The 26,211-nt window shown below is 52.0% G+C and carries 17 protein-coding genes and 1 pseudogene; 10 read left to right on the plus strand and 8 right to left on the minus strand.

What is annotated here, in order from left to right:
• Positions 1-24: 24 nt before the first annotated feature.
• The 4 genes from K3T82_RS18810 to K3T82_RS18820 all read right to left on the minus strand — a co-directional run bounded on the left by K3T82_RS18810 (position 25) and on the right by K3T82_RS18820 (position 7,109).
• Positions 25-1,575: a BACON domain-containing protein gene (locus K3T82_RS18810; protein ID WP_220194973.1), complete on the minus strand. Its 1,551-nt coding sequence runs from the start codon at positions 1,573-1,575 to the stop codon at positions 25-27.
• Entirely contained in the window at positions 1,512-1,814 is a 303-nt protein-coding gene (locus K3T82_RS49940) for a zinc-ribbon domain-containing protein (protein ID WP_420799276.1), read from the minus strand. Before K3T82_RS49940 ends, K3T82_RS18810 begins: the two co-directional genes overlap by 64 nt.
• A 273-nt stretch (positions 1,815-2,087) precedes the next feature.
• Positions 2,088-4,529, minus strand: coding sequence for an Eco57I restriction-modification methylase domain-containing protein (locus K3T82_RS18815; protein ID WP_307811082.1), 2,442 nt, complete (start codon positions 4,527-4,529; stop codon positions 2,088-2,090).
• Positions 4,530-4,664: 135 nt separating this feature from the next.
• A complete protein-coding gene (locus tag K3T82_RS18820; protein ID WP_220194975.1) occupies positions 4,665-7,109 on the minus strand; it encodes an Eco57I restriction-modification methylase domain-containing protein in 2,445 nt (814 codons plus the stop codon).
• Positions 7,110-7,519: 410 nt separating this feature from the next.
• On the opposite strand from K3T82_RS18820, the gene pyrH reads away from it, so the two are divergent.
• The 5 genes from pyrH to K3T82_RS18845 all read left to right on the plus strand — a co-directional run bounded on the left by pyrH (position 7,520) and on the right by K3T82_RS18845 (position 13,466).
• A complete protein-coding gene (pyrH, locus tag K3T82_RS18825) occupies positions 7,520-8,224 on the plus strand; it encodes a UMP kinase (RefSeq protein WP_220194976.1) in 705 nt (234 codons plus the stop codon).
• A 365-nt stretch (positions 8,225-8,589) separates the two neighbouring features.
• Positions 8,590-10,452 carry a transketolase gene (locus K3T82_RS18830; protein ID WP_220194977.1) on the plus strand — a complete coding sequence of 621 codons (1,863 nt, stop codon included), beginning with the start codon at positions 8,590-8,592 and terminating at the stop codon, positions 10,450-10,452.
• 335 nt (positions 10,453-10,787) lie between these two features.
• Positions 10,788-11,546 (plus strand): ribonuclease H family protein, encoded by a 759-nt coding sequence (locus K3T82_RS18835; RefSeq protein ID WP_220194978.1) that lies wholly within the window; start codon positions 10,788-10,790, stop codon positions 11,544-11,546.
• Positions 11,547-11,742: 196 nt separating this feature from the next.
• Positions 11,743-12,447: a DUF169 domain-containing protein gene (locus K3T82_RS18840; protein ID WP_220194979.1), complete on the plus strand. Its 705-nt coding sequence runs from the start codon at positions 11,743-11,745 to the stop codon at positions 12,445-12,447.
• 11 nt (positions 12,448-12,458) lie between these two features.
• The gene (locus tag K3T82_RS18845) at positions 12,459-13,466 is read left to right on the plus strand and encodes a phosphotransferase enzyme family protein (RefSeq protein ID WP_220194980.1); all 1,008 of its coding nucleotides are present in this window, start codon (positions 12,459-12,461) and stop codon (positions 13,464-13,466) included.
• A 47-nt stretch (positions 13,467-13,513) separates the two neighbouring features.
• Here the strand turns inward: K3T82_RS18845 and K3T82_RS18850 are convergent, their stop codons facing one another.
• A complete protein-coding gene (locus tag K3T82_RS18850; protein ID WP_220194981.1) occupies positions 13,514-14,053 on the minus strand; it encodes a hypothetical protein in 540 nt (179 codons plus the stop codon).
• Positions 14,050-14,652: a hypothetical protein gene (locus K3T82_RS18855; RefSeq protein WP_220194982.1), complete on the minus strand. Its 603-nt coding sequence runs from the start codon at positions 14,650-14,652 to the stop codon at positions 14,050-14,052. The genes K3T82_RS18850 and K3T82_RS18855 overlap by 4 nt, the downstream gene beginning before the upstream one ends.
• Positions 14,653-15,035: 383 nt before the next feature.
• On the opposite strand from K3T82_RS18855, the pseudogene deoC reads away from it, so the two are divergent.
• Together deoC and K3T82_RS18870 are read left to right on the plus strand one after the other, a co-directional pair.
• Positions 15,036-15,958: pseudogene (gene deoC, locus K3T82_RS18865) on the plus strand (deoxyribose-phosphate aldolase).
• A gap of 21 nt (positions 15,959-15,979) precedes the next feature.
• Positions 15,980-18,379, plus strand: coding sequence for an aldehyde dehydrogenase family protein (locus K3T82_RS18870; RefSeq protein ID WP_220194985.1), 2,400 nt, complete (start codon positions 15,980-15,982; stop codon positions 18,377-18,379).
• Between the two features lie 108 nt (positions 18,380-18,487).
• Here K3T82_RS18870 and K3T82_RS18875 read toward each other — a convergent pair whose 3' ends face one another.
• Positions 18,488-20,008, minus strand: a complete 1,521-nt coding sequence (locus tag K3T82_RS18875) for a cache domain-containing protein (RefSeq protein WP_220194986.1) — start codon at positions 20,006-20,008, stop codon at positions 18,488-18,490.
• A 31-nt stretch (positions 20,009-20,039) separates the two neighbouring features.
• Positions 20,040-20,627, minus strand: coding sequence for a DUF4388 domain-containing protein (locus tag K3T82_RS18880; RefSeq protein ID WP_220194987.1), 588 nt, complete (start codon positions 20,625-20,627; stop codon positions 20,040-20,042).
• Between the two features lie 703 nt (positions 20,628-21,330).
• On the opposite strand from K3T82_RS18880, the gene K3T82_RS18885 reads away from it, so the two are divergent.
• From K3T82_RS18885 to K3T82_RS18895, 3 genes are all read left to right on the plus strand, one after another.
• Positions 21,331-22,083: an RNA polymerase sigma factor gene (locus K3T82_RS18885; protein ID WP_220194988.1), complete on the plus strand. Its 753-nt coding sequence runs from the start codon at positions 21,331-21,333 to the stop codon at positions 22,081-22,083.
• 228 nt (positions 22,084-22,311) lie between these two features.
• Positions 22,312-23,115, plus strand: a complete 804-nt coding sequence (locus tag K3T82_RS18890; RefSeq protein WP_220194989.1) for a hypothetical protein — start codon at positions 22,312-22,314, stop codon at positions 23,113-23,115.
• A gap of 79 nt (positions 23,116-23,194) precedes the next feature.
• Entirely contained in the window at positions 23,195-26,203 is a 3,009-nt protein-coding gene (locus tag K3T82_RS18895; protein ID WP_220194990.1) for a CHAT domain-containing protein, read from the plus strand.
• The last annotated feature ends 8 nt before the right edge of the window (positions 26,204-26,211 follow it).

The raw sequence follows: 26,211 nt of genomic DNA on the forward strand, positions 1-26,211 counted from the left end.
CATGTATTGTTTGGATTGAAAAAGTTAGCGAATATCGTAGCTAACCTGCATTGTCAAGGTCACAACAGCCTGTTTCTCACCATTGGAGATGGTAATCGTAGCGCTGTAGGTGCCAGCTTTGAGACTATTGCCTGATCCGCTCACGACAATGGTGATGCTCTCTCCCGCTCTAAGTGTGCCACTGTACTGGCTCAGGCTTGCCCAGTTGGCATTAAGCGATGCGCTCCAGTCAGAAGTGATATTACCGCAATTGGTGATGGTGATTCGAGCGGTATCAGTTGAGTTATTGACGCTTGTTAGTGAGATGGAGGTTGGATTAGTCTCAATGCAAGAGATGTTCGCCTGCTTGACGGTCAGCGTCACCGTAACCGTTGCATAGGTATTGCTAGCCGGATGATAGAAAGTGACCGAAGACGTGTATGTTGAGCCACCCTTGAGATTGCTGGCATCAGCACTGATATTCACATCTTGCGTTCCAGGTGCCTGAATCTGCCCCTGCGGAGGATAGACCTTTAGCCACGAATCCTTCACATTTGCTTGCCAATCGAGCGCGCCGCTTCCACTCGTCGTGAGCGTCACTATCACCGTATTGGATGAATTGCCAGCGGTCGCGCTCAAGGAAACATGTTGCGGCGTGACTCCTGCGAGTGCGGGCGGCTGCGTCGTGGTACTTGTTTCCGTTGGAGTTGGAGTTGGTGATGGCGTCTCCGTTGTGGTAGGTGACGGCGTGGGCGTTTGAGTTGCAGTTGGCGCGGCCTTTGTGCTAGTCTGTCCAGTCTGTTGTACTGTAACGGGGATTGAGGCCTCGCGCTGCCAGGAGCTACCAGTCGCGCGTATAGTATGTTTTCCAGGTGACCAGGAGGCATCAATGTGGAGCTGGACGTCAAACGCGCCGAGTGTCGATACTGTAAGCGTCTTGCCAGTCACGCTCTGCTGACGCGCTAATGCCAGATTAGCGCCGAGACGATTGGCTGATAATGAGCTCTGCTCTGATGGTGTCTCAACGAGCAGCGGGCGTGTACCATCCAGAGTGAGCGTTACGGACGAAGAGGGAAGGAAACCCTGCCCATGAAGCTGGTAGGTATTGCCTACCTGTACCTCGCTGGCTCCATTGAGACTGATCGCAGGTGTGAAGAGCACGAAACCAAGCGTCCCAATTGTAGCGAGAATGACCAGGACAGTCAGTACCGTAAGAATCCAGGGCAGACATCCTGAAGATGTTGGTGGTGTCGGAGGGCTGGATGTGCCTGGCGAACCCGAAGGCGAACCACCCGAAGGCATCGACGGAGTGCCCGAAGGTGGCGTATAGACAGGAGGCTGCTGCATGATACCAGATGTGCTTGCCAGACCTGCCCCCGCGCCGGATATATTGGGCGCTAGATTTCCCATGGCCTGCTGTATGCCAGGAGTACCAGGAGCGTTAGGGATTCGTGGCTGACTGGGCGTGCCCTGAACTGTTGGTGCATTCTGTGTCTGATTATCGAGCGCTCCCAGACCCGCCAGAGGAATCCCTAACAAGGCCGCGCGCCGGCGACGCTCTTCCTCCTCTTCGCGTGAGCCGGGTGTGGCTGGCATCGGGGTATTGTGCTGGATACCAGAATAAGAGATGGGTAATGGAGTGACTGGATGGGGGGAGGGGTAACGGGCGAGTGGGGTCCTGAAAGGTGTGTTGGTGCGTTACGCTCACTGAGCAACGTTTGGTTATTTTGCCTGGTAAGATCATTTACACCTTCTTGCTGCATGGTCCTGCCACAGTATCCACAGAAAGCTGAGGATACTGGATTGTCTGTGCCACAATTCGTACAGCGTATCATCAAGGGCCTTGCCTTTTCTCTGCTCTATCAACGCAGGTGCTATCATGAAGTGCCACGTATTTATCTCAAACTGGGTTAGAAAGCTTTATGATAGGTTAAGACTTGCTTCGTGTGCCCTGACGGGCAGGGCATGTTTTTCCTATCAGAAGCGTACCATAAACTGTTGTATTTTTGCGTGAGCAAACTGGCATTCTCGCTGTGTGCTTCCTCACAATTAGCCTTCTAACCATAAACGCCCGTGGTGGCGTGTTCTTGGGTATAAGGTTGTGATGGCTAGGGAAGTGAGAGGAGGTCTGGCCCGTTCTCCTGTCCCAGGCGATAGCTAAGGTCATAGTTTTGGATGAAAGCCAGTTCATCAGTGGTCAGGCCATAGTGGTGCGCCAGAAGTTCGTCAATCTTGTCAATGATTGGTTTTGAACGTTTTGCGAAGACCGTATAGCTACCTGTCTGCCCCCTTCGACGGTGCAGGGCGTTCCGGCGATAGTCGAGCATCAATTCGGCGCAAAGCTGGCTCAGGTTTTCCAGGATGAGATGATTGGTGGGATAGGTAAAGCGAAAGCCGAAGAGCATGTAATCTTTGAGATTAAATGTATCGAACGTGACAGTGTAGTACCACCAGAAGAGCGAGCTATTAAAGAGAGCCACAAAGACATCGCGGTCGTAACCATCCAGAAAGGTGCAACGCTTGTTTGATGTCGTATGGTAGGGCCATGGGAAATTGATAAAGACCTTCCAGTAGAGACCGCCAGCCGAACGGTAGTGCATATTGTTCCGATTGGAGCGCGGCGCGATATAGCGCTCTATGGTTTCTTGCCGCAGGAGTTTCTCCATAATTATATTCTCCTGCTCATGGCCGAACTTGGGGTAATAGTGGGGATTAAGCGCATCTGTTGCCGTCGTGACCTGGCAGTAGTGGAGTGTGGGAAAGAGAAAAGGGCGCTGCTCGGTACTCCACTTACGTACATGCGTGCTGAAGCGCTGCTCCGGTCCTGTATTTCGCGCCAGATAGATCGTCGTTGGAATGCTGGCAGCCTTCTGACCCGCGAAGAGCATAGAAGGCCGGAAGTGATAGAACGAAAGCCAGCTTGTGGGGAGCCAGCGCTTGAAGCCGCGCAGAAATGGAAGCATATTGCGTGTGGCAAAAGCTGCCAGTGGCACAATCATACCCTGGTGTCCATGAGGGGCGAGCAACTGGCAACTCCGCTCAATAATGCATGGATAGAGGTTTGCGCAGGGCAGCGTCTCATAGTCTGGAAGATGATATGAGAACTGGCGCGCGTCATACTCGACATAAGGGGGATTGCCAAGGATGACGCTAAAGCCTCCGCGCCGGAAAACCTCTGGAAAGGTTTGGCTCCAGTGAAGTGGTCGGTGTTGAATGAGCCATTTATGGACGTGCTCTTCATCGTTGGGGTAGATACCATATTCGGAAGCCAGCGCGAGATCGAGTATAGCGTCGTCAGCCAGATCTTCTGGCGGTTGCACATAACCTATCAAGGCGTTTCCTGCCCGTATATTATGGTTAATGGTGGGCCAGGAAACAACATCATCTGAATACTTATATAGCGCGAGGAGCCTGAGGAAGAGGCGTAGCGTGCAGATTTCAATCGCCTCCTCCATGATATCCACTCCGTAGAGATTGTGTGTCAGGATGGCCTTGTGGATAGCATAGCGATGTTGTTGTGATGCGTATTTTGGCTCGGAAAGCTCTGGTATGTGATGTGCGAGCGCTGGAAGGCGACGCAAACAGGTTGTATAGAGCAGGACTAGCACGTCTAGCGCCGCGAAAAGAAAGGCACCTGAACCACAGGTGGGATCAAGGATGGTGAGCTGACATAGCTCTTCGAAAAAGGCCTGGAGGAGCCGCTCTGAGAAAGACTCTTCGAGCATATCGGTGACCAGCCGCATGATATCAAGATTGTGGGTGATGAGGTCGTCTACTGTATGGATGCACCCTTCAAGGAGTGTTTGTCGGATTGCGCTCGCGCGTGCAAGGCGTTGATAACATGCCTGTTGCGTCTCTCCAGGCAAACATGTAGGAGAAAGGGCCGCCTGATAGATATAGCGTTCTGGTCTCGAGCGCAGGAGGTGCCAGTGAGGTGAGGAGGATGCGAATTCCTCAGGATAACGAGTAATAAGGCGTTCTAGTAGATGTGGCAGCAGTGTATAGCGAGCGATATATGAGGTAACATCCTCTTGCGTATAGTAGGCTCCCATTTGCTGCTGATTGACATGCTGCTCAAGGATGTGCCCAAGGATATCAGGTGTCATCGCGTATTGTGAGGAAGAAGATTCGTTATCGAGCCGCCATTCATAGGTATTGAGAAACGTAAAGAGCCGCGCGAAACAGCTATCAGGGACATGGATAGTTGGATGCTTACACTCAATAGCATGAGGCGTAAAGAGGGGGCCTGCCAGGACGGGAAGTTGTTTGTCTGTGCCAGGAATGTGTCCTTGTTGAAAGAGAGGAAGCAGAATGTCGCGATAAAAGGTGTCTGCACCCTGGCTCTGCTGGAGGCGGTTGCATAAATAGTGCTTCTCGCCAGCGAGGAGGCCGTTCTGTTGAAGAAAGTAGAGGAAGAGTAGACGGTAGAGTAGTAACGATGTGTAGTGCTCGCGCTCATCATCATCATCGATGCCTTTGAGCGCGATTAGCAGGTGTGCGCGTTCTCGTGAGAATTGTTTGGAGAAGGCACGAATCACCCGTTCTTGCATTTGTCCCACGCTAGATTCCCTCATCGTCTATCTAAGAAGACTACACTTCTAATTAGTGCAACGTATAGATGCGCGGCCCATGTATTGTTATGCCCCAATTGGGTAGGTTCCGTTTATGGATTGCACCTGGACATCTCAGGCTTCATGGTGGTCAGAACAGGAGCGATACTTATCGTCATAGTGGAGAATGAACTCTAGCTCTTCAGAGCTAAAGCCATAGAAGCGCGCCAGAAGTTCGTCGACCTCATTAAGTATGGGTCTGGAACAAGCTAAATGGTATTCCATAAGTTCGATATGAAGACCTTGATGGGTATGCTGTGCGTTTGCTTGTGTATTGCGTGTACTATAGTTGGCATTGCGCAGAATATCTGCCTCTAGCAGGTGAGCGAGCGAGACCATATCCTGACAGGTAAGCAGCGAGTAAGGAAGCGGAAAAGCTTTGACTAGCGAATGCGCAAGGTGGAAGCCGTCTGCGTGCGTAGCGAACCACAGATAAAAGAGTGAGCTATTCATCAAAGCCATGATTGTACGAGCATGAGCTTCCTCTGCGAAATATAAGTAGCGCCCATGTGGTGGGGGCATCGCAATGCCATTTTTCTTATAGTAGGGAATTTGGCATATGGCTTTGAGCCAGTAGTTTGTCGCCTCCTGGTAGTAGACAAAGTAAGAGGCCGCATAGGATGCAAGCAGGGCGCCAAGCGTCGTTGCCTGATGTTGTGTATTGAGTTTGTGTAGGATATTTCCATGCAGAGGAGCACCCAGTTTGGGGAAGGAATCGCCGGAGAGTTGGGGTGGGAGTGGTGTATAGCGCATGAGCTCGATCAGATGTGGTCGCTCGGTTGCGTACCAGCGTTGAAGGCGCGTGATATGGATCTGGTGGGAATGTGTCTCGGAGCTATTGTGCCTAGCCAGGAGAAGGGTCAGGCGCTGAAACGCCCCCTCAAACAAGCGACAGGGGAAGATCTCGAAGTTTGCCAGCCAGAGTTCGGCTGCGTTCTGGCGTAACTCTGTGCGTAGGGATGAGAAGCGAGCGCCACTACAGATACTCAGCGGTACAAGCAGACCCATGTAGCTCTGATCTGAGCGGGTGAGACGTAAGGCGAGCGCCGTCACTTCCGCATAGAGATTGCCATAGGTAGTCGAGCATGAATGCTGGTCTATGCGCTCACGACGGAGTTCCAGATAAGGTGGATTTCCCAGTACTACATCAAAGCCGCCGCGTGCCATAACACCTGGAAATGCCTGCTGCCAGTGCAGAGTAGCCCCTTCTTTATTAACAGAAGTTATGTGTTGAGATTTCCCAGTCACGAAATTGCTATGCAGTACATCCCCAGTATGAATATGGTCTCGTAGTTCGGGAAGGGGAAGCTGTGTCTCATTTGGGGCACAGGCGAGTAGCGCTAGCAGGAGTCTTGTCTGACAAATCAACGTTGCGCCTGACATGAGGTCTACGCCATAGAGATTATGCGACAGGATATTTACCAGGGCGAAGTGTTCTAGACTGGCGTAATGCTCAACTCGGTGCAGGATTGCCTGACAACGTGGATCGGACGCGAAAGCCATCAGACGTTTCAGACAGATCATATAGAGATTTTTGAGAAGCGCGAGAGACGCGTACAGGAATGCCCCGCACCCGCAGGTTGGATCGAGCACACATAGTTCATCAAGCGCCCCAAAGAAAACCAGCAGTATCTCGACATCCTCACAGGTTGCCAGAGCATCGAGTGCCCAGCGTGAGATATCAAGATTGTACGCTATCGCATGCTCCAGCGTTTGAATTTTGTTGCTTATCAGGACCTGCTCTAGCTCTGCGAGCCGTTTCAAGCGTACCTTACGTTCGTAAGGCGTTTCTCTGGGTAGGCTCTCTGAGTATTGGAGTGCGCGTGGAAGGTAGCGTGAGGGGGGATTGTGGTGAAGTGCGCGTGCTAGCAACGCGCGCACATGTGCATCTGAGAGGCGTGTAGCCACCCTATTAAAAAGGATGGGAAGGAGTGTGTGACTCGCGACATAGTTTGTCACATCCGCACTGGTATAATAGGCTCCCATCTCCTTCTGCTTGATTTGTTGCTCATAGAGCAATGTCAGCACAATTGGGGAGAGGCTTTTATCATCTTCGCTTTGCTCATCAAGCCGCCACCTATAGGCATCAAAGAGATCGAAAAGTGCCTCGAAGGCGCTATCTGGGAAATCGATGTGGTGAACTTCCAGAGGGAGTGGGAAGAAAAGGGGAAGAGGGAGGCATGGCAGTGTTGTTGTACTCTCATCTGATGAGCACGAAAGTTCTTCGAGAAGAGGAAGGAAGATGCAGCGATAAAAGCTGTCGGGGCCGTAGCGCTGCCGCCCCTGCTCTAACAGGTGCCGTATATATTCTCGATCATCGGCGAGCAATCCCGCGCTTTGCAGAAAGTAGAGCGTCGTAAGGCGTTGCAGCGTGAGCAGTGCGAGCCTGGAGCGTTCCTCTGGGGTTAGATCTCCAGAAAGGGTTGTGCTCAACAATGTATGCAGGGCTTTGCACTGGCGGCAGAAGCGTTTAAGTGTGGAATGTAGATGCGTGGGATCAGGCCCGGATAGGTGAGCCATATAATGCATTCCTACTTTTGATGACTGGTCATCTTATACTTTTCGATTCGTGGCAATTCATATTTGTTTATCAAGCCATGTCTATTATACCGCTCAGCCATATATATGCTTGCCGCGATATGCCTTTACGCATTGTGATGGCTGAGCGGCACTATCCTGTGCATTTGACGACCTTGAGTTGCATACCTATATGTATGGTCTCCCTTCTCCCGATTCGGACTTTGATCTGCGTAGTGTGTCTATTCAATAGTCCTGTGCCTGTGCTGTGTAGGATAGTAGATTAGTCTCTGCCTAAGAGCTATGCCTGTTGGCATAGTGTTTTGTGGTATAATCACGGCGGCGTACGGCCCTGAGAACGCAGTAAAAAACGCAAAACTCGACATTTATATACATCTACTGAGGGAGCATTCATGGGATCGGCATATAAAGAGGCGCATGTTATTAAACTAGGTGGGTCAATGATCGTACCCAATGGTGGCGTGAATGTAGACTTTTTGAAGGAGTTTAATCTATTTATACGCAGGCAGGTGCAAGACTACCAGCGCCGCTTCTTCATTTTCGTAGGCGGAGGCAAGTTGGCGCGCAATTACCGGGACGCGGGTGCGATCATTACCGGGCAAGCCCTGGATGATGAAGACCTGGACTGGCTCGGCGTTCATGCTACGCGTCTCAATGCCCAACTTTTCCGCACCGTCTTCAAGGATCTAGCGCATCCTGCCATTATCAAAGATTATAGCCTGATCCATAAGCCTGATAAGCCCGTCGTGATCGCGGCAGGTTGGAAACCGGGTTGGTCAACTGATTATGTCGCCGCTGTGCTTGCCCAGGATTACAACATTGCCTCCATTTTGAAGTTGAGCAACACTGACTACATCTACGATAGCGATCCCCGGTCTAACCCCGACGCCAAACCCATTACTCAGATCTCCTGGCGAGACTACCGCGCGATGGTTGGCGATACCTGGGTGCCGGGTGCCAGCGCCCCCTTTGATCCTATTGCCTCCAAACTGGCTTCTGAACTGAGTTTGCGTGTCATGTATCTGAAGGCAAACAACCTGTCTAATGTCGAGAAGGCCTTAAATGGCGAACCCTTTACTGGAACTGTGATCTCTTAGATCTTATCCGAAAATCAACTATCGCGAAAAACGCGCTTAGGTTTTCGGATAAAGAGTTCGTCATTGAACGCGAACATGTGGAATTGAGCGTACTCGTTGTCACTTTGAGACCGCTTCCAAGCGTGCTAACTAGAAAGCCCTCTGTCAGATCATTCTGTGTCTTTTTACAGGCTAAATAATGAGATGTGAGGGGGAGACGGCTCCAGTAGAACATTTATCCAGTTGGTATGCTAGATACAGAAAGAAATTGCTGCTTATATAAGCATCAGCTTGCCATCCTGGAACTTCATCTCCTACAATGCACAGGGAGCCGGTCGCGTCAGGAGTTTGGAAGTAGTTTCGTATTACTATGACGAGGAGTTTGTATGACAACGACGCAAACGCAACCACAGGTTCAACAGTGGACAAACCTCGCGCAGCAGTTACGCGTTGATAGCATTCGTTGCACGACTGCTGCTGGCTCAGGACACCCCACTTCTTCTATGTCAGCAGCTGATTTGATGTCGGTCTTGATGATTAGCTATTTGCGGTATGATTTTGAGAATCCGAAACATCCCAACAACGATCATCTGATCTTCTCGAAAGGGCATGCCTGCCCTCTGCTCTATTCTATGTACAAGGCCGCTGGTGCCATTGATGATGCCGAACTCATGACCTTGCGCAAATTCGGAAGTCGCCTGGAGGGCCATCCGACACCTGTCCTCCCCTGGGTAGATGTCGCGACTGGTTCGCTTGGACAAGGACTTCCGATTGGGGCTGGAGTAGCGATGGCGGGTAAGTACCTGGATAAGCTGCCCTATCGCGTCTGGGTTGTGCTCGGTGATAGCGAAATGGCTGAAGGTTCTATCTGGGAGGCCTGCGACAAGGCTGGTTTTTATAAACTGGGAAACCTGATCGGTATTCTGGATTGTAATCGTCTGGGCCAGCGCGGCCAAACGGAACTGGGCTGGAATACAGCGGCTTACGCGGCCCGTGCGAGAGCCTTTGGTTGGCGTGCCTTTGAGATTGACGGCCACAACTACGACGAGATCAACCAGGCTTATAGTGAGGCGCTCAAAGAACACGATTCACCTGCGCTGATCATTGCCAAAACCAAGAAGGGCAAGGGTGTCTCCTTCCTGGAAGATAAAGAGGGCTGGCATGGCAAGCCTGTACCGAAGGATAAAGAGGACCAGGCTTTGCAAGAATTGCATAAGCCTGCTCGCAGCATGAACTTCCCCGTACAGAAGCCAGAGGATCTTCAACCTGCTAGCCTTCCCCCAGCTAAGGCTGTCGAATTACCACGTTACGAGTTAAAATCCTCCGAGGCCACACGCAAAGCTTATGGCGACGCGCTTAAGGCGCTGGGTGAGGCCAATGCCCGTGTTGTAGCCATGGATGGAGAGGTCAGTAACTCAACCTTTGCGCAGGAGTTCGCGAAAGCCTTCCCTGAGCGCTTCTTTGAGCAGTATATCGCCGAGCAGCAACTGGTCGCGACCGCTATTGGCATGCAGGTCAGGCATTATATCCCTTTCGCCTCGACCTTCGCGGCCTTCTTCGCGCGGGCCTATGACTTTATCCGCATGGGGGCGATCTCACGTGCTAATATTCGCCTTTGTGGCTCCCACGCTGGAGTCTCTATCGGTGAAGATGGACCATCGCAGATGGCGCTTGAGGATCTGGCGATGATGCGTGCTGTATACGGCAGCACCGTCCTGTATCCCAGTGATGCGAATCAGGCCGCGCAACTGGTAGAAGAGATGGCGAAGCATGACGGTATTGTCTATATGCGCACTACGCGCGAGAAGACTTCTGTCATCTATGGACCCGACGAGAAGTTTATGGTTGGAGGCAGCAAAGTTGTGAAGCAGTCTCCACAGGACAAAGCTACCGTTGTCGCGGCTGGTATCACTTTGCATGAGACGCTTCAGGCTTATGAGCAACTGAAGGGCGAGAATATCCTGATTCGCGTCATCGATGCTTACTCAGTTAAGCCAATTGATGAGGAGACGTTGCTGGCGGCTGCCGTAGAGGCTGGTAATAAGGTCATTACTGTTGAGGATCACTGGCCTGAAGGTGGCCTGGGTGACGCCGTTACTGAAGCTTTCACGCAGCGTGATGGCCCTATGCCGCAAATCGTGAAGTTGGCAGTACAGAACATGCCCGGTTCTGGTACCCCTGCTGAACTGTTAGAAGAAGCTGGTATTAGTGCGCACCACATTGTACTGGCGGTAAAAGCGCTCGTCTAGCCAACCCCATTGCATATACAGCACAGAGCGACCTCCTGTCCAGTCTGGACAGGAGGTCGCTCTGTGCTGTATTGAATTTGGAATCGTGAAATTAATCGCAATTATCTTCCGCTTTTGGCTCTAATCAAGGTATGAAATTATTAGGTCCCCTGAATGCTCCACAGAAAGGCCTGAAACGTTATAGAGTTGTTCCTTGATGATACGAAAATTTGAACACGTCAGTGCTAGCCGCGACAGCAGGGCTGGTTTTCGTTTAAAATCTTAAAAATAGTTTTGTGGAAAGTCGAGTGCGAGCTGTGAGTATTAGTAATCAATCATTGGAATGGGATTCAGTCTTGAGAGCAAGCGTACAGGCTGATGCGCGTAAGGCGCTTCCGAGCCTGGACGCACAGGGCGTCGTTGCTTTTACCGATGGTGCATGTATCAAAAATCCTGGTGGGCCTGCCGGGTGGAGCGCGTTGCTCTGGGCGGCGGTTGATAGTCAGAACGGTATTGTTCGAGAGGGCGCGGCATGTCTGGAGTGCTATGGGCATATCCCCAGAGCTGCGACGACGACTAACAACCGCGCGGAGATTTCGGCAGTGCTGGCAGTGCTCTCTATTGCTCCTCCTACGCTACCTTTAACCATTTATAGCGATAGTGAGTACACCATCAAGGTCGCGCAAGGTATTTTCCAGATGAAGGCGAATCCCGATCTGTGGGAAATATATCGCCAGCTTCTTAGCTATCGCAAGCAGCGACCCACATTCGAATGGGTGCGTGGTCATGCAGGGCATAAGCATAATGAGCGTGCGGACGAGTTGGCCGGGTTGGGGGTCTTTGATGGTGATCGCGCCGCGTATGAGCGTTGGCAGTCCTCACAGACGGCGGAGGCAAAGACCGGTCTCTCGGCGAGCGAGCTGGCACAGTGGCGACGTCAGGTGCAAATGGTCAAAGCCTTCTTCGATACGCAGGAGCGCGGCGGTCGTATCAGCGAGCAAGAGCGCCGCTTTATTGATGATATGACTAAGCGCCTGAAGAAGAATAATTTCGCGCCAAGCGAGAAACAGCGCAATTGGGTAAAGGTACTTGCGGCAAAGTACCGCGTTCATTGATCTCAAGGCTCATGCACGCTGGACTAAATGGTTGGTATATGGATATGCGTCACTGAAGGATGGGCCTGCCCTGATTGTGGTACACTGATTGAGGGTCAGGCAGTTAACGCATCAATTGCTAGATGCGTAGCTTCTCCTGGCCCATTCCCGATAGTTGTTGATGGTCGTGCTTGAATGTGAAAGGATTGATGAGATCTTGAACAGCGAACTGGTACAGCAATTTAAAGCATATCTACAGCTACAACATGAGCCCGTAGGGCTGGCCTTCCTTGAGCAGGTGCCAGAGCAGGTTGAGCATATTGGTAAGAGGGTGCCCTCCGCCTGCACTTTCTGGCGTCTTGGGGAGCAGGGCGTTTTTTACGCGAATACCGAAGATCACAAGGAATGCCCCATCGGTATGATGACTATGGGCTTTACAATGCCAGCCTCGGATGTGGAGCGTGCGAATGCTTTAGTAGAGACCATGGCGAATGTGCAGTATTTCTCGCCCGCCGAGGTGAGCGCGTTGCCAACTGTCCAGAAGCCACATCAGTTTATTGTGTATGGTCGCCTGGATCTCTTGCCCCTGGAGCCGGATGTGGTGCTCTGTATGATGGATACGCAACAGTCCATGCTTATTGCTGAAGCGCTGGGACAGGTGAATTGGCTCCAGGGTGGGCAAAGTGCTTTCGGGCGTCCTACCTGTGGCGTCATCCCTCGCACCTTAAAGACTGGCGAGACTTCGCTGAGCTTTGGTTGCGTTGGTGCGCGCACCTATACAGAAATGACGCCGGGTGAAGTGGTGCTAAGTATCCCCGGTGAGCAGTTTGCCGAGTTGGTTGAGCGCCTTCAGACCATCGCGCAGGCGAATAACGCGCTTGCTCCTTTCCACCAACAGCAGAAAGCGCTCTTCCCAGCCTAGAAAAGAATTGTATGCATAGCGATCTAGCTCAGAAACTCTGTAATGCCTATCATCTTGGCGATAGTCTCGTGCCACCGAGAGCGGTGAAAGGAGGCTTGCTGCATAAGATGTGGCAGCTCGAAACGACTCAGGGCCGCTACGCGGTTAAGCAACTCAATCCTGCCATCATGCTCAAGCCTGGCATAGAGCATGCCTATCGCGCCTCTGAGCGGATTGCTAGCGAGATGCGTCGTCGTGATATCCCAGCGATAGCCGCTCTTGAGCGCGCTGGTGATCCCTTGTACCAGGATGATGATGGTTCTTTTCTCATCTATCCCTGGCGCGAGGGAAGGATGCTCTCTACTAACAGCGCTGAACCAGAACAGGCTCGCCAGATAGGTGCTATTCTTGCAAGTATGCATGCCGCCGCGCTACGTTTGCCGGAAGATCAAGAAGAGGAGTGGGAACATTTCTCGGATGATACCTGGGATAAGCTCACTTTCCATGCTGCCTCGCGGGACCTCAGCTGGGCTTATTCCGCGCGTGCTGCCATGCCACGCTTGATTGCGTGGAGCCACTTGTATGAAGAAGCTGGCCCTACACTGCTACAGCGGCAGGTCGTCAGCCATCGTGATCTGGACCAGAAGAACGTCCTCTGGCATGTGTCTGGGACTCCGTTCCTACTTGATTGGGAGGCTGCCGGATCTATCAATCCAACATTAGAACTGGTGGGTGTGGCTCTCTGTTGGAGTGGGCTTGTCGCGGGCGAAGTGCGCAAGGAGAGCTTTGACGCGGTCCTGGAAGGGTATCACCGGACAGGAGGAGTTCTTCATGAGGACAGTGAGATCGCCTTGCATGGTTTTCTTGGAACCTGGCTTGGGTGGCTCCTCTTCAATATGCGGCGCTCGCTGGGTGAGTCAGTAGAGAGCGAAGATGCGCGCTTGCTAGGTGAGCGAGAGGTGGGTTCAACCCTGAAACTCTTACACGCGTTCAACACACAGATGCCCACCTGGGCCTCCTTGATTGACGCGTGGCGCTAGGTGACATCCAATCTGTGCATGGGGCAGTCTCACTGTCCTATCTGGCGTTAGGGAATGGGTGGGAGAAGTAGCTTGACCAGCGGGAGAACAAACTGACGCTCGTTATCCCAGTAGTTGTGGGCTTGTAGTCCTCCGCGTTGACTATAGCGCAGGTTATCGACCTGTATATCTTCAACCTCCACGTCGAATTGTTCTCCGGTATAGGGATCAACCCGCTGGAAGAGTTGAGGGCCTTTCGGAGGGATGGTTGTCTCTCTGCGCCATGACAGAGGTGGTTCCAGGGGGTCGGCGATTGGATCATGTTCATCCCAGAAGTTGAGCCAGGTGGTCAGCGCGAAATCGCTCTCGATATCTCGTCCCCAGCGAAAGAGGGTTACATACTTACGCAAGGGGCTACCTGCGGTCACGAATGCTGCTACTTTCTGACGCGCATACAGTGGGAGCTGGCGAAGCACATCGTACGCGATGACAGTCCCATTGCTATGCGCGTTGATGATAATACGCCCAACATCTGTGCGGCTTGCCAGGCGTAGAAGCGCATCAAGGACAAAGCTACGGATTCGTTCGCGCTGCTCATTATGACTCACATATGCCGCGACATCAGTTTGCAACTGTTGCAGGATAAAGAAAGGACTGTTCTGATGTTTGAGGTCACGGCGTGGTAAGAATGAAGGTCCATGAGGCTGGTTGCCTGTGTGATGTCTTGAGAATAGGGGGGCACCGTTTTCTTGAAGAAGAGTCCCAGTCTGAGCGGCGAGATATAACTCGGAAACGAGCAGAGAGTCATCAGGCTTGCGTTGAGTGTGGGAAGCACTCTTCCTACATTTTCCTCTATATCCGAATAGACTAGCGCTACATGGGAAACGCACCCCTTCCCATTTGTCAGAGGTGCGTTTGTGGTATCGATTTGGCTGTGACTGCCTTGCGACCAAACTCCAAGGCGTGCCAGTCCTGCCTCGCGGTGCCGCGTGCCTGAGGGCCAGCAACTTTGTACATAGATAGGGCCATCGCCCCCCGCGCGCGTGCAATAGTCGCGTAAGGGATCAGAGCTCAATTGCGAATCATTGAGGTGTTTATTCAGATGGGCGTGCAGCCTATCGGCATATCCAGAAATACGCCCTATTGGTGGTTGCTGAAAACCGATACCGTGAATCGTTACCAGGCAGGTCAGTTCTTGATGTTCCACAACTCTCCTCCCCTCATCCGGTACTATTTCTTACCTAACCCAACAAGCAGCTAGAAGATGCTATCTTAACTTGTCATACTGGATACTCTTTCCTACCACTATTCAGTGTACGAGCTGCGTCAAATAGACACGCGCTAATAGCGTGACGGGCGTAGAGTATATTGATAGTCAATATCAGCGATTTCTATACCCCGTTTATAGATCTTTCTTAGAGAAAGAGGGTGTGACTTTTATGGTGCTGTGAGGTAGAATGCCCTGTGGACGCTAACTTTTGCCACTAGCATAGTGCGAGGACGAGAGATATGACAACAACAGAACCCAAATTACAACACAGTAAGGACCAGTCACAAGAGGCCCATAGCGCCCTGGCGCGTAACCCAGGAATGCCCCTTGATCTGGACTGGATACACCGCGTACACGTTAATCGTAGCGCTGTCGAGCGCCGTGCCACCACTCTGACTACCAGGCGGACGGTGAAGAAAGAATGGCAGGTTGCCTGGCTCTTGCGTGCGATCACCTGCATCGACTTGACCACCCTGGCGGGGATGACACTCCTGGCAACGTCATACGACTCTGTGCCAAGGCCCGACAGCCAGTGCGGCAAGAGTTATTAGATGCGCTCGGTGTTGAGCACATTCAGACAGGCGCGGTCTGCGTCTATCATAACCTGGTGCCAGTGGCAGTCGAGGCCCTCCAGGGAACGAGCATTCCCGTTGCCGCTGTCTCGACAGGCTTTCCCGCAGGTCAGACGCCCTTTGACCTCAAACTACGTGAGATAGAAGCTTCGGTTAAGGCTGGTGCTCGCGAGATCGATATTGTTATCTCACGCGCCCATGTGCTGACGGGGAACTGGCAGGCTCTTTATGATGAGGTGAAAGCCTTTCGTGAGGCGTGTGGCGAGGCGCATCTCAAGACCATTCTAGCGACCCATGAACTGGCGACATTGCGCAACGTCTCCATGGCGAGCCTGATATGCATGATGGCGGGTGCCGACTTTATCAAGACCTCGACTGGTAAGGAATCTGTGAATGCGATCCTTCCCGTGGGTCTGGTGATGACTCGTGCCATCCGTGATTACTATGAACAAACTGGTTATAAGGTTGGCTTCAAACCAGCAGGTGGTATTCGTAGCGCGAAAGCTTCACTTGACTGGTTGATTCTGATGAAAGAAGAACTTGGTAATGACTGGCTCAATAACGTACTGTTCCGTATTGGAGCCAGTGGCCTACTCTCGGATATTGAGCGCCAGGTAGAGCACTTTGTCAGTGGACACTATGCGGCGGCACATCATAACCCGCTGGTCTGACCTTCAGGAGTATAGAGAACAATGAATGTCATGGATATATTTGAGACAATGGAGTATGGTCCGGCCCCGGAGGCGGCTTCCACGGTGCAATCCTGGCTGCAGGAGCATCAGCAATTCCGCTTATTTATCGGGAACCGATGGGTAGAGCCAGCGAGCGGAAAGTATATGGAGAGCACCAATCCCGCGACTAACAAGGCCCTGGTGCAGGTTGCTTCGGCCAATAGTGATGATGTTGACGCTGCCGTGAGCGCGGCGCGTAAAGCCTTCAAGACATGGAGTAAGACGCCGGACCATGTGCGCGCTCGCTATCTCTACGCTCTGGCGCGCACCATCCAGAAACATGCTCGCTTTCTCTCTGTTCTGGAGTCGCTAGATAACGGCAAATCCATCCGGGAGACGCGCGATATTGATATTCCCCTGGTCGCTCGTCATTTCTATTATCATGCTGGCTGGGCGCAATTGATGGGACGTGAATTGTCTGGTTACGAGCCGCTTGGTGTCGTCGGGCAGATTATCCCTTGGAACTTCCCCTTGCTGATGCTGGCCTGGAAGATTGCTCCAGCTATTGCCATGGGCAATACGGTTGTGCTCAAGCCTGCACGCTACACACCGCTAACCGCGCTCAAATTCGCTGAGATCATACAGGAAGCCGGGCTACCTGCTGGTGTTATCAACATTGTAACTGGCGAAGCCTCGCAAGTTGGTGACGCGCTAGTTAAGCACCCGGATGTGAACAAGATTGCCTTTACTGGCTCGACAGATGTTGGGCGTAGCATTCGCCGCGCGACAGCAGGCTCAGGCAAGAAGCTCTCGCTCGAACTGGGGGGCAAGTCGCCTTTCATAGTATTCGATGATGCTGACCTGGATAGTGTTGTCGAAGGTGTCGTAGATGCCATCTGGTTCAACCAGGGACAGGTCTGCTGTGCCGGCTCGCGTTTGCTTGTGCAGGAGAACATCGCTGAGCGCCTCTTTAGCAAGCTTCGCGCGCGTATGGAGAAACTACGCCTGGGTGATCCACTGGACAAGGCTATCGACATTGGCGCCATCGTCTCTCCCGCGCAGTTGCAAGAGATTACGCGCCTGGTCGCGCAAGGAGAAGCGGAAGGGGCCGAGAAGTGGCAGCCGTCCTGGGCCTGCCCAACCGAAGGCTCGTTCTTTCCGCCGACGCTTTTTACCAATGTTACCCCCGCCTCTACTATCGCTCAGATTGAGATCTTTGGTCCGGTTCTGGTTGCTATGACCTTCCGCACACCTGCCGAAGCTGTCGAACTGGCGAACAATACCCGCTATGGCCTGGCCGCGAGCATCTGGAGTGAGAATATCAACCTGGCGCTCGATATTGCACCCAAAGTGAAGGCGGGAAGTGTCTGGATCAATTGCACGAATGTCTTTGATGCCTCCAGCGGCTTTGGTGGCTATCGCGAGAGCGGATTTGGGCGTGAGGGCGGCAAAGAAGGCTTGTACGAGTACATTCGCCCTGCCTGGAGTGGAAGCAAGAGCGTGTCGAAGGCCAGACAACCCCAGGTCGCCTCTGAGGAGCGTGAGGAGTCTACACTATCTGAGGTCAACCCGCCTGCCATTGATCGCACGCCCAAACTTTTTATTGGCGGCAAGCAGGCGCGTCCAGATTCGGGGTATAGCCTGCGCGTCATTGGGGCCAATGGTAGCCTGATTGGTGAGGTTGGCGAAGGGAATCGCAAAGATATTCGTAATGCTGTTGAAGCCGCCCATGCCGCGAGCAAATGGGCCAGTGGTACCACGCATAATCGTGCTCAGATCCTCTATTATATTGCCGAGAATATGGCAGCGCGCGAGGATGAGTTCGCCCGGCGTATTGCTCAACAGACAGGTTGTGGGCATGTAGAAGCGGTTAAGGAGGTTCAGGCCTCCCTCTCGCGCCTCTTTAGCTATGCCGCCTGGGCTGATAAGTTTGAGGGCACAATTCATCGCCCCCCGATGCGAGGCGTCGTCCTGGCGATGCATGAGCAGATAGGCGTGATTGGTATGGCCTGCCCGGATGAATACCCGTTACTGGGATTTGTCTCGCTCGTCGCGCCAGCTATCGCGATGGGTAATACTGTCGTCGTGATTCCTTCACCTAAGGCTCCTTTGAGCGCGACCGACTGCTACCAGATTTTTGAGACATCTGATGTGCCAGCCGGAGTGATTAACATTGTGACAGGCGAGCGCGATGCCTTGAGTAAGGTGCTTGCTGAGCATGACGATGTTGAAGCTTGCTGGTACTTTGGCTCTGAGGAAGGGTCCAGAATGGTTGAGCACGCTTCTGCCGGAAATATGAAGCGAACCTGGGTTAACTATGGAGCTCAGCGTGATTGGCTCAGCCCCCTCCAGGGAGAAGGCGAGGAGTTCTTGCGTGCCTCCATCCAGGTCAAGAACATCTGGGTCCCCTACGGTGAGTAGGCGCTAAGATTATGCCAAAGAGCCAGCATCCCTTTCATTGGTAGGAAGGATGCTGGCTCTTTCATTTCGTTTGCTCTGGTGAGAGCGAATGTGGGCCAAAGGGTTTGATTAGCCTACAACTGCGCGTAGCTCCTTGACCACTTCCTCAAGCTGAGCCGCCGCCTCAGTGGCTGAGGTCGCGCCAGATGCGAGTTGCTCGGTAACTTGATTGGTTACATTGAGCGCGGTCGAGAGTTTCTTGTTGCTGTCGTTTTGATATTGTGCCGCATTCTCTATGTACTTCGAGGTGCTTTGCACGCGTTCAATGGCCTGGCGTAGCCGTTGCTGATCAAGCTGGTCGAGCTGGTGGGTAAAACTGTTTGCCATATTTGCGAGCTGTGTAGCTGCTGTGTTGATGGCTTCGGTATAGTATTGGACAGATTGGAGTCCAATCTGGGAGGATTCTACCACCCACATCTGCTCAGTGGCCGCATCGCGTTGGCGAGATGCCAGACTGCTGAGCGCATCGCTACTGTCGCGCAGTGAGTTCGCGGCGCGCAGAATGGGTCTGGTCAGACTCTGACCAGTGAACAGACCTATAATCGCCATCAGGCCGGACATGACAAACGCGATAATAATTGTGGTCTGAAGCTGCTGATTGGCAACCGCGTTGACGGTACTGACAGGGCTGAGCACAAAGTATTTCCAGGGAACTTCTGTCGTGCTTTTCTGTACGATCTGGTACTCCTCAGACTGCCCCGCGAGTTTGGCCTTGTAGGTATTTTCCTTGTTTCGTAGATGTTGGCTTAGGGTTGGATCTTTAGTAACTGGGACGGGATCAATATCGCCATAGCGCTTCTCATCCGTGATTTCCTGTCTCACATTAGCGGGTAATGTATCTATGGCCTGTAACACGCGTGTCTGGTCGGTATCGGCGATGCGTATCCCATCTTCATTGAGAATAAAGGCATAGCTTCCCTTGCCGTTTTGGGTATCAGACTTCACACTGTCCCAGATGCGATCTAACCCCAGGGTGACTCGAATAAAGCCCAGGAGCTTATTTGTTGTCTTACCTTCTGGTGTGGAAGCCTTCACTGGAGCGTAGATATCCACTGTCGCTTTACTGTCATTTGAGAAATACACTGTCGAAATGAAGTCTTGACCAGCTAGCACATTATCAAGATAGTGCCCTGGTACCAGGTCTTTTCCATGTGGTTGTGGAGCTGTAGTTGTGGGATAGTACAGACGGATCTTACCCTTGCTATCATAGAGTTGCCAGGTTGTGTAGTTCTTATCCCGGTACATGCCAGCAGCCAGAGCAACGACTGTATGCTTGACCTGGTCCTGATATGCAGGATCGGTCGGAGCGGGTGGAGTCGCGAGATATTGCTGGACGGTTGCCACCTGAGTGATGGTTTGGGCATCAAGGACACGCTCTTTTAAGTAGGTGTCTATCAACTCGACGCGCGATTTGGCATCGCTTTGCATTGCATCATTTGCGCGATCAGACAAAATGGGTTGGGTTTGCCACTCAGTGATAAATAGCGTTACCGCTAGAGGAATGATAGTAGCAAAGACCAGACCAAATGCGATCCGCAATGGTAATGAAATCAGGCGACGTTGCTTTGTTTGAGAGTCAGCTTTGGGCATAAGGTTTCCTAACATTACGAATATTTACACACTACCGAACAATGCCAATGTTTTCAAGATCCAGGAGAAGATACCGTATCTCCTCTGGTGAGCGGCCTGTTAAGCGCGTGAGTTCGGCGATATTTCGATGGCCATCAATGAGCAGAAGAAGGCGACGGTGATTGCGAGTTAATCCCGCTTGCTCCAAGAGCCAGAGTGAACTCTGCATTTCGCGTAAGCGCTGTGGTATCACTTGTTCATAGGGGGTGAAGCGATTGTTGGGAATGGGAGCCTGCTCTCTATTCCAGTTGGGTAGGGATTGTGTCGTTGGGAGATGTTGATTTACTGGCAGCTGGGGGCCCGTTACAGGTGGTTGTGGACCTGTATTACGTTCTCCACCTTGAGGGATGAAGGTAAAAAGACATCCACTCCAGCTCTGGAGCTGAAATAATGCTTGTTGGTCACTCAAATACCCTAGACTGGCCTGAGTGACCTGCCCACGGTAGAATATGACCTCACCCTGCTCCAGAGATGCGCCTTCGCCTCGTTGTACACTAAGTCGGCCCGTCTTGCGTCCCAATTGAATGACTTGTATAACATTATTCAATTTATCTGTGTATGTTCCATGTTGTGGCGGCATATTGAGCACCCATTGGTAACATTTGATGCGATTAATCTTGTAAGCACATGTTAAGCCTTCTCCGAAAACCTGAGCGCGTTTTTCTTGATACGAACATCAACCCTCATTCGAGGGCACGGCGCTGCCTTCATGGCAGCTAGCGCTCCGTGCTCAGATGTTCGCACAAGGAATGTGCGCTAGCCGCGACGAGCGGCGTTAGGTTTCGCGTAAGGCCTTATGGAATAAAGCTACAAGGGGGGCTGATGGCTCTAGTGTTTCTGTGAGCACCATATAGGATAACATAAAAAGACATAAATTGAAAAACATGTATACATCGCGTGCCGAAACTCCTATCTCAAGGCGAAGACAGGGTCCCCTTCTCTGCTCTTTGCCTTGACTCTTTGAATCATTAAACGTATCGCGGTGTATATTTTGTCATCGGTATCGAAACTCTCAAGAAACTGCTCTAGGGCCATCACTAGCTATGGCGCGGAATTATAACCTGCGATTGTAACACGCCGGAAGCGTGCCTAGAAATGCAGAGCATCTCGAAGAGTTGCTAGCATTTTTCACCAGAAAAATGCGATAATAAACAGAAAAGCGCGACGTGATTGATACCGTGAATTCTGAAGTGGCCTGTTCTTTCACGGTATTAGAAGCGCATTGTTCGTTGTATACGTGTTGGGGTATGTTAGTAAATATTGGAAGTAGGGGGCAATTGTCGATGGAGTCTCTAAACCTCTCTCGTTTCTCTCAGCAATCATCAGAGAAGAGGGGACAGGGTGATTGTACCCAACCACCAGAGCAACTATCGATAGCGGAACTGGCGCGTTGTTGTGCGGAGGAAACAACGAAATTTCTCAAGCAAAGTACCTCCAATGACCGTTTTTGCCTGGAATTGTTTCGGCGCGCAATTATCAGGCGTGATGATGCGGCGTGGCAGTCGATTTACCAGCAATACGCGCCCCTTGTTCTGACATGGGTTACACAGCACCAGAGCGTAACTCAATTGTTAGGCCAGGAAGGAGGAGCCGCTCTAGTAAATGGTGCCTTTGCCAAGTTCTCGCAGGCGCTCACGCCCGCCAAAATCGAGAATTTCGATTCACTCGCCTCGGTTCTGAAGTACCTTAAAATGTGTGTGCATAGTGTGGTCGCAGACGAGGTACGCGCACGCCAGGCAAGGCAATATGAGGAGACTCTTGAGGATATAGAGCATGAGCCAGCAGCGCATGATCCTGCTGAAGATGTTGTTGCTCGGCTCTCGGCTGAGCGTTTGTGGGCGGTAATTCAAGAGGAATTGAATGGCGAGGAAGAACGCATCTTACTCTATCTCGCTTATGTGCAGGGCATGAAGCCGAGTGAAATTTGTGAGCGCCATCGCCACCTCTTCCCTACAGTTGATGATGTGTATCGTATCAAACGGAATACTCTGGAGCGCCTGAGGCGTAATCGAAGGCTGCGCAGACTCTTTCAGTAGTAACAATAAGAACGGATAATAAGGCATAGCCACGAAAAAAGTGGTAACACACGTTTACTTAGAAGGACATGTGTAAGTGACCTCCATAACCTTATTGAGGCCCAACAATCGTCCAAATAAAGCCTGTTCGTTTGGTTGGTATATTGATACAATAGAGGAGTACAAAGCATCGTTGTATGAACCAGCCAGGCTGGACGAGCGCTGTATTATTCGGGAGAGGGAGCACCTATGGAGTGTTGTGAACCAGGTGCGATTCGTGATGAAGAAATAATCGCATACCTTGCAGGAGAGAAGGTACGGCCTGTGGTGAAGGAGCATATGGAGCAATGCGCGAGCTGTACGGCGCGCTTTGCTGCTTATCAACGCCTTGAACAGGTGTTGACGAGCAAGCTCTATCGCTGGGATTGTCCTTCAAACCAGGAGCTAGGTGAATATAAATTAGGGCTACTGAATGCTGAGGAAGAGGCGCAGGTGCAAACACACCTGGGTACTTGTGTCCTGTGTGCCGCCGAGTTCCAAGCGTTATCTACATTTTTGGAACAGGATGACTTGCTTATTAAACCTGTCGCTGTTCCCGCTATGATGGCTAATAGTCATGTGGTTAAGGAGAGGGGCGCGCAACTCGTTGATCGCCTCCTCGAGCCTGTTCGCGTAGGTATACGCCGTGTCGCTGCTATACTGGTGCCACCCCAACCCTCATTCTATGGAGTCCGTGGCGCCGCAGCTCTATGGCCGAAGCGCTATACAGCTGAAGATGTGAGCATTTCGCTTCAGCTAGAGACAAATGGGACCGCGCAACTGGTGGGTTTCGTCTCTCGTAAAGAGACATCTCTCTCATCGTTACAGGGAACACCGGTCGTACTGCTCTCGCGAGACGAACGCGATACTTATACTCAGCAGATTGATGAGTTGGGCAACTTTATCTTTCCCCATCTCGCACCCAAGATGTATTCTCTAGAATTGCACTTTTCAGAGCGTTGCGTGGTAATCGAAGAAGTTTTCATTACCCTTGATGCTGACGAGCAGGCATAGGATATAACTGCATGCATTGCATTGAGAAGAGTTTCTTCGCAGGCTCTGCTACTGAAGTGCGCACTTGAAAATAAACGCTATGGCACCTCTAGAACTTGCCGCTACGCTGGTACGAGCGAATGAGGAGCAGGGGCTAAAGCTACTCCATGTGTATGTCCCTCGTTTGTCCGCCGCTGATCTCAAGCTATTGATGAACAAGGTGAAGTCCGAGGCGGACCGCTCCTGGTTTAGTGATGTGGATCTTTCGTTCAGGCTCTCTGGCTACCTCATGCTTATAGGCGATCTCGCGCGCAATAAGTCGTATCATGCGCTCGGATTGATGGCACGTGGCGATGCGTTGCGTCGTATGGAGCGCTATCAGGAGGCATTGCCTTTTCTGGATGCGGCTGGTGAGGAGTTCCTCGAAATAAGCGATGAGGTGAGTTGGGCGCGTACCCGTATTGGGCGTATTAGCGCTTGCCTGCATCTTAATCGTATGACTGAGGCTTTGCGGGATGCAGCGGTCGCGCGCGATATCTTTGTGCGCCATGGAAAGCTATTGCGTGCGGGCCAGATCGATGTGAACGCGGCTATTATTAACTATGAATTGGCTCAGTATGATACTGCCTTGCGTATGTTTGATCGGGCCATTGAAACCTACCAGATGTGTAGCGAGAATGTCGATCTACACATTGCGCGAGCGCGGGGCAACAAAGCTCTGACCCTTGCGGCTCAAGGGCGTTTCCGCGAGGCTGTGGCGCTTCACAAGCAGGCGCGCGCGACATTCGAGCAGTATGGCGATCACGAAGAGATCTCCGTTGCGCGTGAGGATCTGAATATCGCCGAGATTTATTCTGCACAGGGACGCTATAGCCAGGCTCTCTTGCTCTACAATCAGTGTCGTGAGACCTTCAAGAAGTACCACATGTATGATTCCAGCGCCGAGGCCACACATCAGATGTGCGTCTGCTTGTTGCGCCTGAATCGCTCGCGTGAGGCGTATGACCTGGCATCTGAAGTGGTGAAGTTCTTTCGCTCTTCCTCGGCCCAGCGCGATAATCTCGCACATGCACTCATGCGTCAGGCAAATGCGGCATCACTTATGCAACGCTACCAAGAGGCTGATGAGTTGCTGCGTGAGGCAAGCATCTTGTTGGTGGAAGGCGGCTTTGTGCGCCTCTCCGCGATTGCGCGCTTGCGCCGTGCGGACTTATATTATGCGAATGGACAGCTCGAAGAGAGTCTGCGTGAGGTTGAGTATGTTGCCGACGTCTTTGCCGATCAAGAAGACCTGCCTAACCTTGCCAGGTCCATGCTGTTGCAGGCGCGCATCGCTGAGGCGAGGCAGAATCCTTCAGTCGCTCAGCGCTTGAGTCTCTATGCGCTCGATATTGCACAGGGACAGGAGATCTTGGAGTTACAATATCTCTGCTATGACCTGCTGGGACATCTGGCCGAGCGCAGTGGTGCAATCAATGAGGCTTTGACGTATTATGACCGTGCCATTCAGCGTATTGATGAATTACAAAGTCGCCTGGTGTTAGATGAGCGTGTCAGTTTTCTGGAAAACAAAGGTGAGGTATATCGGCGTGCCATGTTGCTCTCATTACAGTGTGAAGATGTATCGCGCGCGCTCGTCTATGTCGAAAAGGCCAAGTCACGTGCGTTGGGTGATTACCTGCGTAACAACATCGATATTCGTGTCAGTGTGGAGGACAAGGTAAGCGAGAAGTTACTTGAAGACATTTCTCACCTGCGTGAAGAGCAGGCATGGTACAGCTCGATTGTGTATGGTGTGGAGCAAGAAGGTAACCTGAGCGATACTGCCGCACGTCGTAGGTTAGCTGTGGGACCTGTGCTTGCTCGTAAGGAAATGTTACAACGTGAACGCCATATTGAGCACCTGATGGAACAGATGCAACTGCGTTCAATGCGTGAAGTGATGGATTTGCCGCAAAAGCAATGGACCAACTCATTGATTACACAACTTGGCCCAAAGCTTGACTCGAAGACGCTTATTCTGGAATATTATATCGCTGCCCAGGATCTCTATGTGTTTCAGATGACACGCAGTGGAATAGTAGTGAGGCGACTTCCAGAGGCTGTCCCGCAGCTTGAGCGCTTGATGTCTCTGCTGCGAATGAATCTAGATCTGGTGGCGCGTTCGGTAGGAATGCCGGACCAGGCTCAAGTCTGCTCGGAGTTACGAGAGAACTGTACAGGATTGTTACAGCGCCTCTATGACATCCTTCTGCGTCCAGCAAAAGAAGCCATACAAGGGTGTCACCGACTGGTTATTGTGCCATATGGCATTCTTCATTATCTGCCTTTCCATGCTCTGTGGGATGGTGATCGCTTTCTGGTGGAGCAGGTGGAGGTTTCATATCTTCCTTCGGCAACGCTCTGGGATGTTTGTCGGCGACGTGGAAAGTGCACATTACTTAGCCGGGATGCTCTTCGCCAAGCGCTAGTGCTGGGTTTCGCTGAACATGGACGATTACCACATGCTCTTGAGGAGGCTAGAGGTGTTGCGACTCAACTGGGGGTGGAGGCAGCGCTAAATGAGCAGGCGACAACTTCTTTGTTGCGAGAGCAGGGGGCGCGAAGCCCACTGGTGCATATTGCCGCGCATGGCCTCTTTCGCCTGGACGCGCCAAATTTCTCTTCCATTCACCTGTCTGATCGACAACTAAGCACGATTGAAGCCTTCAATCTGGACCTTTCGTCGTGCTCGCTGGTCGTATTAAGTGCTTGCGAGACAGGGCGCGCTGTCATTGGGGGCGTTGATGAGGTCATTGGTCTGGGGCGTGGTTTCCTCTATGCCGGAGCCGCTACGCTGCTTCCCACTTTTTGGAAAGTCGAAGATGCGAGTAGCGCGGAACTGATGCAACTCTTCTATTATGAACTGCTGCGAGGGGAGAGCAAGGCTGGGGCTTTAGCCAAGGCTCAGCGTGCATTTATCTCTCAGGCACAATCATCGACGCGAGATTACCGGGTCCATCCTTACTTCTGGGCCGCGTTTCATTTGATTGGAGACGCGGGCCATTGCTCTCTCCAGGCATGTCACGTTAAGCCTGACTCATCTTTAACGCGATTATTCCTTCTCTGAATAGCGCT

The organism is Ktedonospora formicarum (genome assembly GCF_016587355.1).
GTDB lineage: Bacteria > Chloroflexota > Ktedonobacteria > Ktedonobacterales > Ktedonobacteraceae > Ktedonobacter > Ktedonobacter formicarum.